This window comes from Pseudomonas brassicacearum (genome assembly GCF_003732175.1).
Classification (GTDB): domain Bacteria; phylum Pseudomonadota; class Gammaproteobacteria; order Pseudomonadales; family Pseudomonadaceae; genus Aquipseudomonas; species Aquipseudomonas brassicacearum_G.
The window spans coordinates 120,034-137,366 of record NZ_MOBI01000016.1 but is presented as its reverse complement, the minus strand read 5'-3'; the positions used below and the strand labels follow the sequence as shown (position 1 = coordinate 137,366).

At 60.9% G+C, this 17,333-nt stretch carries 12 protein-coding genes; 6 read left to right on the top strand and 6 right to left on the bottom strand.

Annotated features, from left to right (window positions below; all coding sequences use genetic code 11):
* From BK658_RS15115 to BK658_RS15105, 3 genes are all read right to left on the bottom strand, one after another.
* Positions 1-1,593, bottom strand: a complete 1,593-nt coding sequence (locus BK658_RS15115; protein WP_123582968.1) for a DHA2 family efflux MFS transporter permease subunit — start codon at positions 1,591-1,593, stop codon at positions 1-3.
* Positions 1,590-2,717 carry an HlyD family secretion protein gene (locus tag BK658_RS15110; protein WP_123582967.1) on the bottom strand — a complete coding sequence of 376 codons (1,128 nt, stop codon included), beginning with the start codon at positions 2,715-2,717 and terminating at the stop codon, positions 1,590-1,592. The genes BK658_RS15115 and BK658_RS15110 overlap by 4 nt, the downstream gene beginning before the upstream one ends.
* Positions 2,718-2,819: 102 nt before the next feature.
* Positions 2,820-3,584, bottom strand: a complete 765-nt coding sequence (locus tag BK658_RS15105) for an AraC family transcriptional regulator (protein ID WP_123583101.1) — start codon at positions 3,582-3,584, stop codon at positions 2,820-2,822.
* 100 nt (positions 3,585-3,684) lie between these two features.
* Between BK658_RS15105 and BK658_RS15100 the strand changes: the two genes are divergently transcribed.
* The 5 genes from BK658_RS15100 (at position 3,685) to BK658_RS15085 (ending at position 13,052) form a co-directional block, all read left to right on the top strand.
* Complete coding sequence (locus tag BK658_RS15100; RefSeq protein WP_123582966.1) at positions 3,685-4,842, top strand: MFS transporter; 1,158 nt, start codon at positions 3,685-3,687, stop codon at positions 4,840-4,842.
* Between the two features lie 109 nt (positions 4,843-4,951).
* Positions 4,952-6,679, top strand: a complete 1,728-nt coding sequence (locus tag BK658_RS15095; RefSeq protein WP_123582965.1) for a ShlB/FhaC/HecB family hemolysin secretion/activation protein — start codon at positions 4,952-4,954, stop codon at positions 6,677-6,679.
* Positions 6,680-6,786: 107 nt separating this feature from the next.
* Positions 6,787-11,565 carry a hemagglutinin repeat-containing protein gene (locus BK658_RS15090; protein WP_123582964.1) on the top strand — a complete coding sequence of 1,593 codons (4,779 nt, stop codon included), beginning with the start codon at positions 6,787-6,789 and terminating at the stop codon, positions 11,563-11,565.
* Positions 11,566-12,085: 520 nt separating this feature from the next.
* Positions 12,086-12,289, top strand: a complete 204-nt coding sequence (locus tag BK658_RS29820) for a hypothetical protein (protein WP_148049722.1) — start codon at positions 12,086-12,088, stop codon at positions 12,287-12,289.
* A gap of 55 nt (positions 12,290-12,344) precedes the next feature.
* On the top strand, positions 12,345-13,052 hold the full coding sequence (locus BK658_RS15085; protein ID WP_123582963.1) for a transporter: 708 nt from the start codon (positions 12,345-12,347) through the stop codon (positions 13,050-13,052).
* Positions 13,053-13,154: 102 nt separating this feature from the next.
* On the opposite strand, the gene BK658_RS15080 is transcribed toward BK658_RS15085, so the two are convergent.
* Positions 13,155-14,306, bottom strand: coding sequence for an MFS transporter (locus tag BK658_RS15080; RefSeq protein ID WP_123582962.1), 1,152 nt, complete (start codon positions 14,304-14,306; stop codon positions 13,155-13,157).
* A 151-nt stretch (positions 14,307-14,457) separates the two neighbouring features.
* On the opposite strand from BK658_RS15080, the gene BK658_RS15075 reads away from it, so the two are divergent.
* On the top strand, positions 14,458-15,450 hold the full coding sequence (locus tag BK658_RS15075) for a diaminopimelate epimerase (protein ID WP_123582961.1): 993 nt from the start codon (positions 14,458-14,460) through the stop codon (positions 15,448-15,450).
* 130 nt (positions 15,451-15,580) lie between these two features.
* Here the strand turns inward: BK658_RS15075 and codA are convergent, their stop codons facing one another.
* Positions 15,581-16,819 (bottom strand): cytosine deaminase, encoded by a 1,239-nt coding sequence (gene codA / locus BK658_RS15070; RefSeq protein WP_123582960.1) that lies wholly within the window; start codon positions 16,817-16,819, stop codon positions 15,581-15,583.
* A gap of 97 nt (positions 16,820-16,916) precedes the next feature.
* Positions 16,917-17,273 carry a 6-carboxytetrahydropterin synthase QueD gene (gene queD, locus BK658_RS15065; protein WP_019692825.1) on the bottom strand — a complete coding sequence of 119 codons (357 nt, stop codon included), beginning with the start codon at positions 17,271-17,273 and terminating at the stop codon, positions 16,917-16,919.
* Between the last annotated feature and the right edge of the window lie 60 nt (positions 17,274-17,333).

Here is a 17,333-nt window from a genome sequence, read left to right as displayed (position 1 = left end):
TCAATGAGCATCCGCTGACGGCGCGGCCGGTGCTTGCACCTTGCGCATCAAGGGCACCATCAGCGTGGCGAAAATGAAGCAGACCATGATCATCAGGAACGCATCGCCATAGGTTTGCGTCTGGGCTTCGCGGTAGGTCAGCAGCCACAGTTGGTGCAGGCTGGCTGTCACGCCCGCGTCGCCGCTCTGACCCAGGGCGGCGAAGTTGCTGCCGACCTGTGACAGCCACTGGTTCATCGCTTCATTGCTGCTGTTCAGGTGCTCGGCCAGTCGCGTGAAGTGCAGGTTGGTGCGGTCATTGAGGATCGTCGCGCAGGCGGCAATACCAATCGCACCTCCCAGGTTACGCATCAGGTTGAACAACCCCGATGCGTGCTTCAACCGCGCCGGGGCCAGCCCGCCCAGGGTCAGCGTCACCGCCGGTGGCACCGCCAATTGCTGGGCAATTCCGCGCAACGCTTGCGGCAGTATCAACTCCCTGGCGCCCCAGTCATGGGTGATCGGGCTGAAGTCCCACATCGACAACGCGAACAGCCCAAGGCCGGTCATCATGATCCAGCGCAGGTCGACGCGGTTGGCCAGAAAGGCATACAGCGGAATCGCCATGATCTGGAACACCCCGGTGGAAAACACCGCCAGACCAATGTCCAGTGCGCCATAACCGCGTACCCGGCCGAGGAACAACGGTGTCAGGTAAATGGTCGCGAACAGGCCGATCCCGGTGACGAACGAAAAGAAGCAGCCGAGGGCAAAGTTGCGGTCTTTCAGCGCCCGCAGATCAACGATCGGGTTGGCCACGTGCAAGCTCCGGCCGATGAACGCCAGGCCCGCCAGCCCGGAAATCCACGCGGTGGTCAGAATCGTCTGGTCGCTGAACCAGTTCCAGCGCGGACCTTCCTCCAAGGTGTATTCCAGGCAACCGAGAAACAGCGCCATGAACACCATGCTCAGGTAATCCGCGCCCTTGAGCAGGGACAATTCCGGCTGGTCGATTTTCACCAGCATCGGCACCGCGACGGCGACGAAAATCCCCGGCACCAGGTTGATGTAGAACAGCCAGTGCCAGGACGACACGTCGGTGATCCAGCCGCCAATTACTGGCCCGAGAGTCGGCGCCAATGAGGCCACCGCGCCGATGGTCGCGGCGGCGATCACCCGTTGTTTGCCGGTGAAGAAAAAGAACGCCGTGGTGAACACCAGCGGGATCATCGAGCCGCCAAGAAAACCTTGCAGGGCCCGGAAGGCGATCATGCTCTGGATGTTCCAGGCCGCGCCGCAGAGCAGGCTGGCCAGGGTGAAACCGACCGCCGAAGCGCAGAACAGCCAGCGCGTGGAAAACACCCGCGACAACCACCCTGACAGCGGAATCACGATGATTTCAGCGATCAGGTAGCTGGTTTGCACCCAGGCGGTTTCGTCGGTGCCGGCCGAAAGTCCGCCGCCGATGTCACGCAGCGAGGCTGAAACAATCTGGATATCCAGCAGCGCGATGAACATGCCGATGCACATCGTGGCGAAGGCAAACACCTTGGTCGCCGTCGCCATGTTCGCGGCATTGAACGGTTGAGCCTGGGCGGTGAGGGCGCTGCTCATGGTGCGCTGGCCTGGGTTATGGCAACGGTTGATTCCTTGGGTGCGGTTTTGGTATCAACCGATGCGGTCACCGATAGACCCGGACGCAACTGGCCGAGTACGCCGTCGGCCGGATCAAGGAGGATGCGCACCGGCACTCGCTGGACGATTTTGGTGAAGTTACCGGTGGCGTTTTCTGGTGGCAACACACTGAACTGCGCGCCAGTGGCGGGCGCCAGGCTGTCCAGATGGCCATGGAATTCGCGGCCCGAAAGCACGTCGGCATGAATGCTCACGCGCTGCCCCGGCACCATGTGCGCCAGCTGATCTTCCTTGAAGTTGGCATCGACCCACAGTCCGCTGGCCGGCACCACCGAGAGCAGTTGCGAACCGGCTTGGGCATAGGCGCCAACCCGCGCCCGGCGGTTGCCGATCACCCCGTCGACCGGTGCGCGCAGTTCGGTGTAGCCGAGGTTCAACTGGGCCAGGTCACGTTCGGCACGCGCTTGCATCAACGCAGCTTTGGCTTGTTGCTTACGGGTAGCGATCACGTCCAGTTGTCGTTGCGTTGCGAGCAACTCAGCTTGTGCCCGGGCACTCAGCGCTTGAGCCGTCTTGAAGGTGGCATCGGCGCGTTGCGCACTTTCCACCGACACCGCATTACTGCCGACCAGTTTTTTGTAGCGGGCATTGTCATCCCGCGAACGGGCGGTTTCCGCACCGGCGGCATCGATCCCGGCACGCGCCTGACCGATCACCGCGTGTTGCAATTGCTCCGTCGCATCGAGGTTGGCCAGCAGCGCTTCTTGCGCGGCAACGGCGCCTTCGGCCTTGGCCAGGCTGGCGCGATAGTCGCGTGAATCAAGGCGGATCAGCAGGTCGCCAGCTTTGACGCGCTGGTTGTCGGTCACCAGCACTTCTTCGACATAACCGGCGACTTTCGGCCCGATGACTGTCACGTCGCCACCGATGTAGGCGTCGTCGGTTTCTTCGATGAAGCGGCCGCTGGTCCACCAGTGCGAACCGTAGAGGGCGATCAACGCCAGAGCAATGAGGCCCGCAACGGCGAGCAGTAAGCGCTTGAGCAAAGGAGGGCGCGCAGGTTGCACGGCAAGGGAAGGATCAACGGCGTTCAGGCTGGTCATGGCAATCCCCTATGGGGTATCAGTCGTTATTACGGGTGTAATATGACGCAGGTAATATTTCCTGACAAATGATTTTTCCGGCCACTCGTCGATTGCCGATGATCATTTGAAATAAGTGCCTGGCGTCTTGCCGGTCATGGCCTTGAAAAAGGCGATGAACACGCTGTCGCTGGCAAAGCCCAGTTCAAAAGCGCTGTAACTGATGTTGCGACCGGTAGCGAGCAGTTCGATGGCGCGCATCAGTCGCCACTGCTGTCGCCACTGCTGATAACCCATGCCGGTTTCCCGCTGGAAAATTCGCCCGATGGTTTTGCTGCTGGCGCCGACCCTTGTCGCCAATACCTGCAATTGCGGCGGCAGTTGTTCGGGGACGCTCAGCAAAGACGCCAGGCGTTTATCCCGAGGCAAGGGCAGCAGCATCGGTTGGTGGATCGCTTCGCGGATTTCACTCAGGCACAGCCCGAGCAAATGCACGAATTTGCCCTGACGCCAGTCTGTGTCGAACGGGGCCATGGCAATCGGCTCCAATACCGCACGCAGCAATGGGCTGACCTCGATCACGCAGACCTGATGGGGTAATTGAGTCGAGAGTGGCGGCGTCAGGTAAATGGATCGGTAATCGACGCTCTGTTGCATCACCGCACGATGGCGTACCCGTGGTGGAATCCATGCCGCGCGCGACGGCGGTAACAGGCAGAGTTGGTCGGCCAGGGTAATCCGGGTGCAGCCCCGGCGGGTGAACAGCAATTGCCCGCGCTGATGCTGGTGCAGGCCCGAGTCGTGGTCGCCCAGGCTTGCGGCAATACCGATGACATCGGCCTCATGTGTGTCCGGGTCGAAGGGGGTTTGTGCTTCAAGCCAGGCCATGAGTTTGTCCGATTTCAGTGGTTTGTTGTCCGGGTCTGGATAATACGTCAGTGACGGCTCCTTAAAATCACCGCCAGTCCTGCTTGGTGAGTAAGCCGTCATGAATTCAAACAACCTGTTGCGCCTGGCCGTTGCCTTGTTGATGTTCGGGCAGATCGCGCAAACCCTCTACAGCCCCGCGCTGGCCGATATTGGCCAGGCATTTGACGTGACGCCCGCAGCCGCTGCGCAGGTCCTGTCGGTGTATTTCCTGGCGTTCGCTGCAGGTGTAGTGGTGTGGGGGCGGCTTTGTGATCGCATCGGTCGACGACCGGCGATGCTCGCCGGTCTGGCGTTGTATGCCTTGGCCTCGGTCATGGCGCTGGGTGTCAGTACTTTCAGTGGTCTGCTGGCGGCGCAAGCGTTGGCGGCCTTCGGTGCAGCGGTCGGTTCGGTAGTGACGCAAACCTTGTTGCGCGACTGCTTCAGTGGCCCGGCGCTGGCCCGAGTTTTTTCGATGGTGGGCATGGCGCTGGCGATCAGTCCGGCGTTGGGTCTGTTTATCGGCACCAGCCTGGTCAGCGGGTTTGGCTATCGAGGCGTATTGGTTTGCCTGCTGATACTGGCATTGATCCTGTTCGGCTGGAGCGCCTGGACCTTGCCGGAAACCCGACCGGACAACGTTTCGATACCACCATTGTTCGCTACCTTGCGGCAGATGCTGCAAGACGTGGCGATCTGGCGTGCTGCGTTATTGGTGGCAGTGTTCAACATCGCTCTGTTCAGCTATTACAGCCTGGGCCCTTTTGAGTTTCAGCGTTTGGGATTGGGTCCTGAATTGTTCGGCTATAGCGGTGTGGTCCTGGCGCTGGGATCGGGGTTGGGGGCGGCGTTGAACAAACATTTGCTCAACCGCGGCGTGAAGGGTACGCAACTGATCGTCATTGCGGCCGTGGCGGCATTGCTCGGCGCGCTGGGTGTAGTGGGATTGCGCGCCAGCGTCTGGTTTATCGCGCCGATGCTGTTGGTGGTCCTGGCATTCGGGATGGCGATACCGAATATCCTCGGCTCAGCGTTGACCGGTTATGGCGATCGGTTGGGTACTGCCGGTGCGCTGTTTGGCTTGATGTATTACCTGCTAATCGGCAGCGGTCTGATACTTGCGGCCTGGAGCCAAACTTTGGGTGGGACGCTGTTGATGTGTGGGGTTCTGGCAGTATTCTTGAGCGGGTGGATGAGCGCGCACGACCTGATCGGCAAAAACTGTAGTGATGTTTAATTATTAAATACGACGTAGGCAGCGCCTTGCATTTGTGTGGTCAGGGTTTGACTATCACGCCAATTGATAGCGTGGCATTAGGCCGGTTAATCGAATGCAAGGATGTTGAGTGCCGTTTTCGCTTTCTGTTGTTCCGCGTTTTTTCAGCCCATTCTTTCCACGCTTGTTGGCCGCGTCGCTGAGCCTGGGTATAGCTCCGCTCCAGGCTGCAGAACCCTCGGCACTTGGCCAGGAAGGGCTGCGTCAGCAACAGCAGCAACAACGCGATCTGCAACAACTGCAACTGGAACAACGTCGCCGCCAACTGGAACGCGGCAGCTTTGGACCGGCGCCAAATACTCCGGCGTTGCCCGTGCAGGTCACTGCCGATGAACGTTGCTGGCCCTTGAGCGGGACGCGCATCGGCGGCGTCACCTTGTTGAACCGCCGTGAACTGAATGAGCAACTCAAGCCGCAGATCGCTTCGTGCATGGGTGTCGGCGAGATCAATCATCTGCTGGCGACCATTACCCGTTTGTACGTGGACGCTGGTTACATCGCCAGTCGACCGTACCTGGTCAGCGCCCCGGCGGCCGGTCAGTCGCTGGATATCCGCGTCGATGAAGGTTACGTCGAGTCCATCGAACTGCAGGATCAGAGTTTGCCGGTCGCACTGGGCGGGGCCTTTCCCGGCATGCTCGGCAAGCCGCTGAACCTGCGTGATCTGGAGCAGGGCCTGGATCAGTTGAACCGCTTGCGCTCACTGGATCTGACGGCCGACATCGCCCCCGGTAGCCAGCCCGGTGCCTCGCGGATCATTTTGCGCTCTCGCAGCAACGCCGCCTCGCGCTGGGCCTTGGGGCTGGGCCTGGACAACCTCGGCAGCGCCAGCACCGGACGCGATCGAGAGACCTTGAGCCTGAGTCTGGACAGCCCGTTGCAGCTCAACGATCTGCTCAGCATCAATCTCAGCGGTACCCTCAACCACGGCCCGCGATATAGCCGCAACGCCAGCCTGTATTACGCCATCCCGTACGGTTACTGGACGTACAGCCTGTTCGCCAGCCATGCCGAATACCGTGCACCGTTCAAACTGCCCCAAGGCACCTTCTACGGCAGCGGGCTGACTGACCAGCTCAGCCTGCGCGCCGACCGTGTGCTGTGGCGTGATCAAGGCCACCAGCTCAGCGCCAACCTGCAACTGGCGCACAAGGACGTCGACAGCTATTTCGTCAACACTCGGCTGGACATTCAAAGCCCGACGCTAACCGTGGCCGAAGCCGGGTTGAACCTGTTCTGGCTCAACAGCGCGGTGTGGAATCTCGACATCAACTATGCCCAGGGGCTAAGTGGGTGGGGCGCCGACGACGATGCCCAGCGCCAGAACAGCAACCTGCCCAAAGCGCAGTTTCACAAATACCGCGCGAACCTCAGTCAGTGGCGCAATGGCCAGTTCGCCGGGCAAGCCTGGCAGTGGCAGAGCCAGCTCTCGCTGCAATACAGCCCCGATCCGCTGCCCGCCATCGAGCAACTGCTGGGCACCGACGACTCCGCTGTTCGTGGCTACCGAGAGAACAGCGCATCCGGCGCCACCGGCGCGATCTGGCGCAACACCTTGCGCTTGCCACTCAACAGCGGCCTGCCGGTGCAAATCACCCCGCGCCTGGGCCTGGACAACGGTTGGCTCAAGGCCGATCACGGCGCTCCAGGCCAACGGCTGAGCGGTGCCAGTGCCGGGCTCAACCTGAGCTGGAAAAACCTGCAAGTCGACATCGACTACCAGCGCAGCCTCAACACGCCCAAAGGATTTGTCCATGAACCCGAAACCTGGCTGATGCGCCTGGGCCTGCAGATATGAAAACCGCCATCCCCGACAGCCTGAAACAGCCGCGATATCTGAGCGCGACAGCAGCGGCGTACTCCCCAACGCGCAACCGGATTCAGCCCATTTATTGAGAGGTTCTCATGCCGATAGAAAAGTTCGCGTTTCACCTTTCCCCTCGGGGCAAATTGCGTTGGGCGATTGCCAGCCTGTTTCTCGTTGCCCAATTGCCTCAGGCGTTTGCCGGTGGCTTGACGGTCGCCCCCGGTCCGGGCGGCACCCCGCAACTGCAAAATCAGGCCGGTGTGCCGATCGTCAATATCGTTGCGCCCAATGGCGCCGGTCTGTCGCATAACCAGTTTCTCGATTACAACGTCGACCGTCAGGGGGTCGTGTTGAACAACGCCCTGCAAGCCGGGCAGTCACAACTCGCCGGGCAATTGGCTGCTAACCCGCAGTTCCAGGGGCAGGCGGCGAGCGTGATCCTCAACGAAGTGATCAGCCGTAACGCCTCGGCGCTCAACGGCGCGCAGGAGATTTTCGGGCGCTCGGCCGACTACGTGCTGGCCAACCCGAACGGTATCTCGGTCAATGGCGGCAGCTTCATCAACACCCCGAATGCCAACCTGGTGGTCGGTCGTCCCGAATTGAACGACGGTAAATTGCAGGGGCTCAACACCCGTGACGCCACCGGCAATCTGCAGATCCAGGGCCAGGGCCTGACGAACCGCGAAGGCAGCATCAACCTGATTGCCCCGCGTATCGACAGCCAGGGCCGCATCGATGCGCGCGACCAACTGAACCTGACTGCCGGCCGCAATCAGCTGGATTACGCCAGTGGTCAGGTGCGCAGCGTCGACCCGGCCGGCAACACTCAGGATTCGCGCATCGATGCCAGCCTGTTCGGTGCCATGCAAGCCGGACGCATCAACATTGTCAGCACCGCCGAAGGCGCCGGTGTGCGGGTCGGCCCGGTCCAGGTTGAAGGCCGTGATGGCGTGAAAATTCAATCCGCCGGTGACTTGCAGATCAGCGGCCAGGCACTGCCCAACAGCCTTGACGTCACCCGCAGCGCGGTACGCAGCAGCCAGGGTGATGTCGTGTTGCGCGGTGACAAGGACCTGACGTTGGCGGCGGCGGATGTCAGTGGCCGCAACGTCAAGCTCGACGCCGGGCGCAACCTCACGCTGAGCAGCGTTGAAGCGCGCAAGCTTCAGGAGAAACGCGAGAACTGGAACAACAACACCATCGGCATCACCTGGGAAACCTACGAGCGGACCCAGACCGACAGCGACTCGCGCCAGCACGGCAGCCAGGTCGTGGCCAGTCACAATGCGCAGCTGTCGTCCGGCGCCCGGACCGAACTCAAGGCCGCCAAGGTCGAGGCCGGTGAAACCCTGAAGGTCGACAGCGGTGCTGATCTGCGCCTGACGGCAGCCACCGAAACCCGTACCCACACCGATCAGGGTAAGCACCGCAAGCACTTGTGGAAGGCCGATTGGAACAACAGCAGCGAAGAACAACGCAGCGTCACCAGCCAGTTAAAGGCGGGTAAAAACATTGCGATCAGCAGCGGCGAGTTGCTGTCTTCCCAAGGCGCGGAGCTGAGCAGCAAGGGCGACATTCACCTTGCTGGCAAACAGGTCGAGATCGGCAGCGCCAGCCGTACGCAACGCAGCAGCAAGAACGCTTACTCGGGCGATCTGGTCGGTGGCGGGTTCTTCGGCAAGACCGGCGATGCCGATCAGGGCAAGACCCTGAATCAGGGCAGCAAGATCAACGCCGACGGCAAATTGATCGTCAAGGCTGACGATGTGCGCATCAGCGGCAGCCAGGTCCGCGGTCGGACCGAGGCCAGTGTCATCAGTGACAAAGGCTCGTTGACCATCGACGGCGTGCAGAACACCTCGCACAGCAACAGCCATGACAAGGACAGCAAATTCTTTGGCATCACCAAGGATGAAAGTCGCCAGAACCTCAAGGGCAGCACCACCGTCAACAGTCAACTGAGCTCCGACAGTAACCTTGCGCTCAAGAGCGCCAAGGACATTGATGTAGTCGGCGCCACGGTCGCGGCCGGTGGTTCGCTGAGTGCGCACGCGGCGGGCAAGCTGACGGTCAGCTCGGCCCAGAACACTTCCGACAGCAGCGCCTCGAGCGAGAATCGTGGTTTCAACGCTTACGCCAAGGAGAACGCGCCAGGCGCCGGTCAGTACCGTGCCGGCATTCACTACGAAGACAAACAACAAACCAGCACTGCCAATGAAACCCGTCAGCAGGGCTCAAGCCTGACCGGCGCCAACGTCGAACTGACGGCGGGCGGCGACCTGACCCTCAAAGGTGCCAACGTCAAGGCCAGTGCCGGCGATGTCAGCCTCAGTGGGCAGAACGTTGCGCTGTTGGCTGAGCACGACAGTAAGTCCAGTTCCACGGAAACCACTAGTAATGGCGGCGGTTTCTATTACACCGGTGGTCTGGATCGCGCTGGCAGCGGGGTGGATTTCGCCCACAGCAGCAGTCAGGACAGCACCGCCAAAACCACGGCTCGCACCACCGGTGTCGAGAGTACCGGCAAGCTGCAGATCAATGCCGGCAACGGTACGCTGACCACCCAGGGCGCGCAGATTGCCGCCGGTTCGACGCTTCAGGTCACGGCTGGGCGGGTCGACAATCAGGCTGCCAATAACACCGACAGCAGTTCCCACAAAGAGAACAACTGGTCGGCCGATGTCGGTGCGAACGTCGAGTACAAAGGCATCGCCCGTCCTGTCGCCAAAGCCATTGAAGGCGTGGCCCAGAGCAAGGTTCAGCAACCGGGTTTGCTGGATAACCTCACGCAGCCGAATGTCGGCATCGATGTCGAGGTCGGTCATTCGAACAACAGCCGTAGCGAACAAAACAGCAACGCTGTCGTCAGCCAGTTCAAGGGCGGGGCGGTTGATGTCCAGGTGGCCGGTGAATTGAAGGATCAGGGCAGCCAATACCGTGCAACCGACGGCGCGTTGACGATCAAGGCTGACAGTCAGGTCGCGACGGCGGCCGCCAACACTCACAGCAGCAGCGAGCAAGCGGTGGATGCCAAGGTCGGCGTTCGTGTCTACACCACCACCGGCGAAGACGTGAACGTGCGCGGCAGCGGGGCGGGCGGTAGCCGCCAGACTTCCGAGACCAGATCCAAAGCTGTGGTTGGTAGTTACGCCGGTAATCAGGGCGTGAAGATCGATCTGCGCGGTGACGGCCAGTACGAAGGCAGTCAGTTCAACGGCGGGCAGGGCGGTGTGGCGATCAAGACCGGCGGCAATCTGGCGCTGAATCAGGCCAATGACCATCAGAGCGGCAACACCTCCAGCCTGCGCGGCGATGGCTCGCTGACGGTCGGCACCAATCCCGGCGCCGAAGGCACCAACGTCAACCTGGGCGCCGGTTTCCAACTCGATCACAAGGCCAGCCAGACCGACGACAGTCAGGCCCGCGTCGCGAGCATTCAGGGCAAAGGTCCGGTGCAGTTGAGCAGTGGCGGTGATCAAGTGCTGCAAGGCACCACCATCGGCACGGTGGTGAACAAGGCGGCTGATATCTCGTTGAACGCCGGCGGCAAGCTCGATCTGCAAGCCGCGACGGATACCCATAGCGCCACTGGCAGCAATCTGGGCGGTGGCCTCAATCTCGGTGGCGGTAAAAGCAGCACCGAACAAAGCAGTGGCCTGAACGGCAACCTGAGTGCCAATTTCAATATCGGTCGGGTGGGCGAAAACAGCCAAAGCCTGAAGGGCGGCAGCCTGAACAGTCAGGGCCCGGTCCTGCTGAGCAGCGGCTCCAGCGCTGCTGACGCGATCCACCTGCAAGGCACTCAGGTCAATGCGCCAAGCGTGACCCTTGATGCACAACGAGGCGGGATCTATCAGGAGTCGGCGCAATCGACTCAGGCCATCAACAACTGGGGACTGACCCTCGGCGCTGGCGGTAATGCGAGCAAGTCCGCGCCGTCGGCGACCAACGATCAGGACGTTGCCAAGAGCGGCCACGGCTTCGACGCGCGGGCGAAAATCGACGTCGACAACCGCACCGGCACCACCCAGAAAAACAGCCACATCCAGGCTGACAGCGTGCTGCTGAACAGCGCTGGCGACACCCGGTTGGCCGGTGCCCGCATCGATGCCAAACAGGTCGGCGGCCAGATCGGCGGTGATCTCACTGTCGAAAGCCGTCAAGACCATGAGAGCGGCGTCAAGGTCGGTATCGATCTGCGTTTGAACGCGGAAAAGAACCAGCCGGGCGCTGTCGGAAAACTGGCCAAGACCACCGGCCCGCTCAAGGACAAGGTTGAGGGCAAGGCCCAGGAGGCATTCGACAGCCATCGCGGCAAGCTGGAAACCGCCGTCGACAAAAGCGTTGAGGGTCTGGCCTCGGCCAAGGACTCACTGACCCGCAGTGGCAGTTACTCGCTCAACGAGAAAGACTCCACCGGCAGCAAAGTCGCCGACGCGACGCAAAGCGCGTTGTTTGGTGACAAGAGCGGTGAAACGTCGTACACCCCGACGCTGTACCTGGACGTCAGCCACACCAGCAAGAACAGCGTTACCCAGGCGTCCGGCATCAGCGGCAGCCAAGGCGTCGACCTTCAGGTAGGCGGGGAAACACAACTGACCGGCGCGCGGATTTCTGCCAAAGAAGGTTCGGTGGATCTGGGCGGTTCCAGGGTCACCAGTTCTAGCCTCAGCGGCAGCGACTACCGGGCCGATGTTGGCCTCAACCTGTCCAAGTCTGCGGTCAACCTGGCGACCGGCGCCAAGGACGAACTCACCCAAACGCCTGACGCCGCCACGGCCAAGGATCGCAAGTTCAACCTCGGCCCGCTGAGCGCCGGTGGCCATTACGAGACCCAGGTGCTGCAAGCCGGTATCGACGAGAAAACTCTCTAAGCCGGCTCATGCCGGTGACCGGTGTCACTGGCCTTGCGCTAACGACAAAGCCCCTCTCCTGGCAACAGGAGGGGGGCTTTGTTTTTGACGGCGGCCACTAATAAGTTGCCGGGTTTGTTTTTCTGTCGGCTACCTGAACATTATTCAGAAAACAGTGCGCATGCTCTGTTGAGTGCGGACAAGTCAGTAACTCGGTGGATATACTCCGGCGCATCCGAAGAACGAATCTTTAGTTGAGAAGATATCGCTGATCAAGCACTTGGGTAGTGTTTGTTTGTGCGTGCGCCTATCAGAAATAAGTGTGCTGATGTTTCGTGATGTGTATCAGTGTGTGTAACTGGTTTTTTGATGGTAAGCGCTGTTGGTGACGGCCTGCTTGGGTTTAAAGGCGGGATTGGTTGCCGGTGGTAGACATTTTCGGATGAAGTGAAGTTGTCACAAATTGAAATAAATTCTGTTCGGCCAAGTTGGGTAGTCGTGCCTTGTTATGGCCATTAATGAAAGATCAGGAGCGTCGAAGATGACCGAAGAACCTAGTTGTAACTCTCAATGCCTGAACACTGCCTTATTGTTGAAAACATTAACCTTAGCCGTCGCAAACCCTCCTCGCTATATCCATGAGGAGCGTTTTCGTGAACAAGTATTCAAGGTCGATCATGCCAAACTCCACACCTTGCCGCACCGTCCGGACCGCCCACTCGAAAATCACTGCGCAGGCCGTTGAGGCCGTTTCATTCACTGCTTTTCTTCAAGATCTGTCTCCCCACAAACGCGGGGTCATGCGGCAAAACCTGGTGTTTGTCGGTGTGGCCGTTGGCGTCTCCCTCCTGTTGATACTGTCGTCCAAAGCCCATGCCGCCGGTGGCCCCTATGTGGTCGACGACGGTTCGATCAACGCCCCCGGCGAATGCAACGTCGACGTCTGGTACAAAAGCCAGCGCCACCAACAATCGAACCATGAAACGGAGCTGTCCCATGACTGCACGTTCAAGGCACTGCCCTCGGTGCAGTTCGGCGCCGCGGTGTCCCACGGTCACGACGATGGCGACAGGGAGACCCAAGTCAGCCCGAAGATCAAGGCGCAGGTCTTCAGCGATGACGATCTGGGGCTGGAGGTGGCCCTTGCCGCAGGCGCGCATTTTGCCCTCAACCGCCGGCACTCCTTCGATGGCGCCGACCTGACCCTGCCCATGACGTATCAACCTGTCGAGTCGTTGCGCCTGAACGTCAGTACCGGCTGGACCCATGAATACGACGACGGCAGACAGAAACGCAGTTGGACCTGGGGCACAGGCGTTGAGTACGCGCTGGCCGAATCCCTGACGCTGATTGCCGAACGCTTCGGCCAGCAGGGTGGAGACCAGGGCTGGCAGGCCGGACCTCGTCTGCATCTGGGCAAAAAGGTTGATATCGATCTGGTGGTCGGACGCCACCTGAACAATGACCGCGAACAGTGGCTTGCCACCGGTGCCACGCTGCGTTTCTAAACAGCCCGCTGTTCAAGATCGCAGCCTGCGGCAGCACCTACGATGGGATGGTGTACACCACTGTAGGAGCTGCCGCAGGCTGCGATCTTTTGCTTTATTGATTCAAACCTTCAACGCCTTGCCACCGACCGCCACCGCCAGCAGCAACACCGCTATCAATCCGAAAGCAAAACTCAAGCTGCTGCCATGGGCGATAAAGCCGATCACTGCAGGCCCTGCCAGAATGCCCGCATACCCCAACGTCGTGATGGCGGGCACTGCGATGTTTTCCGGCATGACGTTCTGTTTGCCGACAGCGGTGTACAGCACCGGCACGATGTTCGAGCAGCCGACGCCGACCAGCGCGTAACCAATCAGCGCGGCTTCCCAGGCCGGTGCCAACGTTGCCAGCAGCAAACCGGCAGCCGCGGTCAAACCGCCAAACACAATCACGCGCGTGGCCCCCAGCTTGTGCACGATGGCATCGCCCGTCAGCCGTCCGACCGTCATGGTCAAGGCAAACGCGGCATAGCCCAGTCCGGCATACGCGGTGTCGAGATGACGCTCTGAGGTCAGGAACACCGCGCTCCAGTCCAGCACCGCGCCTTCGGCCAGGAACACGATAAAACACAGGCTGCCGATAAACAGCACCACGCCGTGGGGAATGGCGAACGCCGGCCCCGTGCTTTCGCTGCCGTAGGGCAGTAGATGGGGCGCAGCCTTGAGCAACGACACCAGCAGAAACACGATCACCACCAAGGTCGCGCCCAACGGCGAAATACCCAGGCCGAGCAGGGCGCTGACACCGGCCGCGCCAACGATCCCGCCGAGGCTGAACAAGCCGTGAAAGCCCGACATCATGGTCTTGCCGCTGGCTCGCTCGACGATCACCGCTTGCAGGTTCACCGTCGAATCCACCGTGCCCAACCCGGCACCGAACAGGAACAGCGCAGCGATCAGCAGCGGGATCGACGACACCGTCGCCAGCAGCGGCAGTGCCAGGCAGATCAACAGCGTGCCGCCACTGAGCACCCGTCGACAGCCGAAGCGCGAGGCCAGCATACCGGCCATCGGCATCGCCAGAATCGAACCGACTCCCAGGCACAGCAACAACAAGCCGAGCGTGCCGTCATCGAGCCCGGCCCGGGCTTTGGCGTATGGCACCAGCGGCGCCCACGCGGCGATGCCGAACCCGGCAATAAAGAAGGCGATGCGCGTCGACCTCTGTTCGAGGCGTCCGGGACGGACGGAGACGGGAGGGATGATGGCGGTCATGAAAATCCTTGGTACTTCGGGGGAGGCTGTGATCAGGGTCACATCCTTGCACATCAGTGACCGTCAGACGACCTTGAGGTTCTGCGGGTGTGATTCGAGTCGCCAGCGCTTACAGTAGCGTCGTGTTCCAGACCTCACTCAGGACCTGTCCATGACCTCGCTTTTCGATGCCCGCGGGAATATCTACGCCGTTGTCAGCCCACACGATTTGCGCCAGCGCGGGATCAATCTGCCGGAGGATGCCAGCCAGTCGGCGCAAAACCGTGCCGACTGGGCGCTGTCTGCGGTGGAAGCGTTTTGCAGTTGGGCCCCCGGCACCCAACCGGCCGGTGCCAAGGAGCATCGTTCAGATGGTTTGCTGGTCGGCCCGTTTCAGGCGGCGCCACCGTTTGACCTGTTGATCGTCAACACCGACGGGACGTTGGCCGAGCGCAGTGGCAACGGCCTGACGATTTTTGCCCAGGCGCTGACCGAGCAGGGCTTGATGCCGGCGCAGGGGCGTTGTCTGCTCAAGGTTCACCATGACCAAGGCGATACCGTGTCTCCTGTCGAAACCTCGGTCGAGCCGGCGCAGGTCGACGGCGTACAGGGTTTCTGGCTGGACCTCGGCAAACCGGCCTTCGGGCCGAATGCTGTGGGGGCTCTGGCGGTCGAGACGCGGACACTGAATCAACGTGAGTTGAGCCATGTGCCGCCGCTCGCGCGGCTGAATCCACTTTGGGCTCACAGCCAGTTCGTGCGGATCGGTAATCCCCATTGTGTGACGCTGGTGGCGGATGCCGAGGCGTTGCCGAGCAATGAGCAGATGCGCGAGCCTGGGTTGTTGACCGACCTCACGCGCATCGCCTTCGCGCCACCGAGTGGGACTGGCGAGCCTTGTCCGGCGGGCGTCAATCTGCAATGGGCGAGGCTGGAATCCGAGAATCGCATTGCCGCTCGAGTCTTCGAACGTGGGGAAGGGCCGACCGAATCTTCCGGCACCAGCGCCAGTGCGGTGGCCTGCGCGGCGTGGAGTGTCGGTTGGGTGACGGCGGGGACTGTGGCGGTGGTTATGCCCGGCGGTACGGCGCCGGTGTTGCTCGAAGAGCAGGGTGGAGAACTCAGCCGGGTCAGTTTGTTTGGTACGGCGCGGTTGATGCCCTGATTCTGCGGTGCCGGTCAGATCGCTATCGCGAGCAGGCTCGCTCCCACACTGGTTCTATGTCGTTCACAGTGTTTGTGATCGCCGCAGTTCCCTTGTGGGAGCGAGCCTGCTCGCGATGGCGTCAGCCCGGTCAGCCGAAAAACTCGACCACCGGCATCTGCCGTTTCATCAACACTTTCCCGCCACGAATCGAATACAGCGGCAAGCCCTGGCTGCGGATGACCTCGTAATCGCTGTCCGCCGACAGGATCAGCAAGTTCGCCGGACGCCCCGGCTCCAGTCCGTAACGATCGCCCAGGGCCATGGCCTTGGCGCTGTTATCGGTCACCAGGTCCAGCGCGGTTTGCAGGTTGCGGTAACCGAGCATGTGGCAGATGTGCAGGCCGGCTTCGAGCACCCGCAGGATGTTGCCGTTGCCCAGCGGATACCACGGATCAACGATCGAATCCTGACCGAAACACACGTTCATTCCGGCTTCGAGCAACTCGTTGACCCGGGTGACACCTCGGCGTTTCGGGAAATTGTCGAAGCGCCCTTGCAGGTGAATGCTTTCGGTCGGACAGGAAACAAAACTGATCCCCGAATGCCCGAGCAGGCGAAAGAGCTTGGCGCAGTAAGCGTTGTCGTAGGAGCCCATGGCCGTGGTATGGCTGGCGGTCACCCGTGAACCCATGTCGCGGCTGCGCGCTTCTTCGGCCAGCACTTCTAGAAAGCGTGAGTGCGGGTCGTCGGTTTCGTCGCAATGCACATCCACCAGGCAGCCGGTGCGCTCGGCCAGGTCCATCAGGAATTTCACCGAACTGACACCTTGATCGCGGGTGTACTCGAAATGCGGAATCCCGCCGATCACGTCGGCACCGAGGAGAATGGCTTCCTCCATCAAATCGCGGCCATTGCGATAGGATTCAATGCCTTCCTGAGGGAAGGCGACGATTTGCAGGTCGATCAGGTGTCGACTCTCTTCACGCACTTCAAGCATCGCCTTGAGCGCGGTCAGTGCAGGATCGGTCACGTCGACGTGGGTGCGCACATGCTGGATGCCGTGGGCGGCGAGGGCGCTGATGGTCTTTTTGGCGCGGGTCTTGGTGTCTTCAGCGGTGATGGTCGCCTTGCGCTCACCCCAGCATTCGATGCCTTCGAACAACGTGCCGCTCATGTTCCAGCGCGGTTCACCGGCGGTCAGCGTCGCGTCGAGGTGAATGTGCGGCTCGACGAAGGGCGGCACCACCAGATTGCCGCCCGCATCGAGGTCTTCGGGGCCGAGGGTCGGCGCTTCGGTCTGACGGGCGATGTTGGTGATCAGGCCGTTTTCCAGGTGCAGTTCATGCAGGCCTTCATGATTGCGCAGGCGGGCGTTGATGATGTGCATGGGGGCGGGTCCTTTTCTCGATCGATAGCGTCAGTGAGTGCCTGAATCATAGGCATAAAAAAACCACCGGTCTCGGTGGTTTTTTTGATCCCCAGGCTTATTCGCCGTGGTAGATGCAACCGCTGGTGCAGGTTTCGTGGATGCGAATCGCGCTGAGTTCCGGCAGCAATGGCTTCAACTCATTCCAGATCCACTTGGCCAGGACTTCGCTGGTCGGGTTTTCCAGGCCGGGAATATCGTTCAGGTAGTTGTGGTCCAGACGCTCGTAGAGCGGCTTGAAGATCGCTTTGATTTCCGAGAAATCGCGGATCCAGCCAGTGTGCGGATCGAGGTCGCCGCTCAGGTGAATCGCCACTTTGAACGAGTGACCGTGCAGGCGGCCGCACTTGTGGCCTTCCGGGACGTGAGGTAGGCGGTGGGCGGATTCGAAGGTAAACTCTTTGAAGATTTCCACAGTGGTTTGAGCTCTGTCAGGTGGCTATCGCCCGCGGCGATGGGGCAGGTCGCGAGTTTA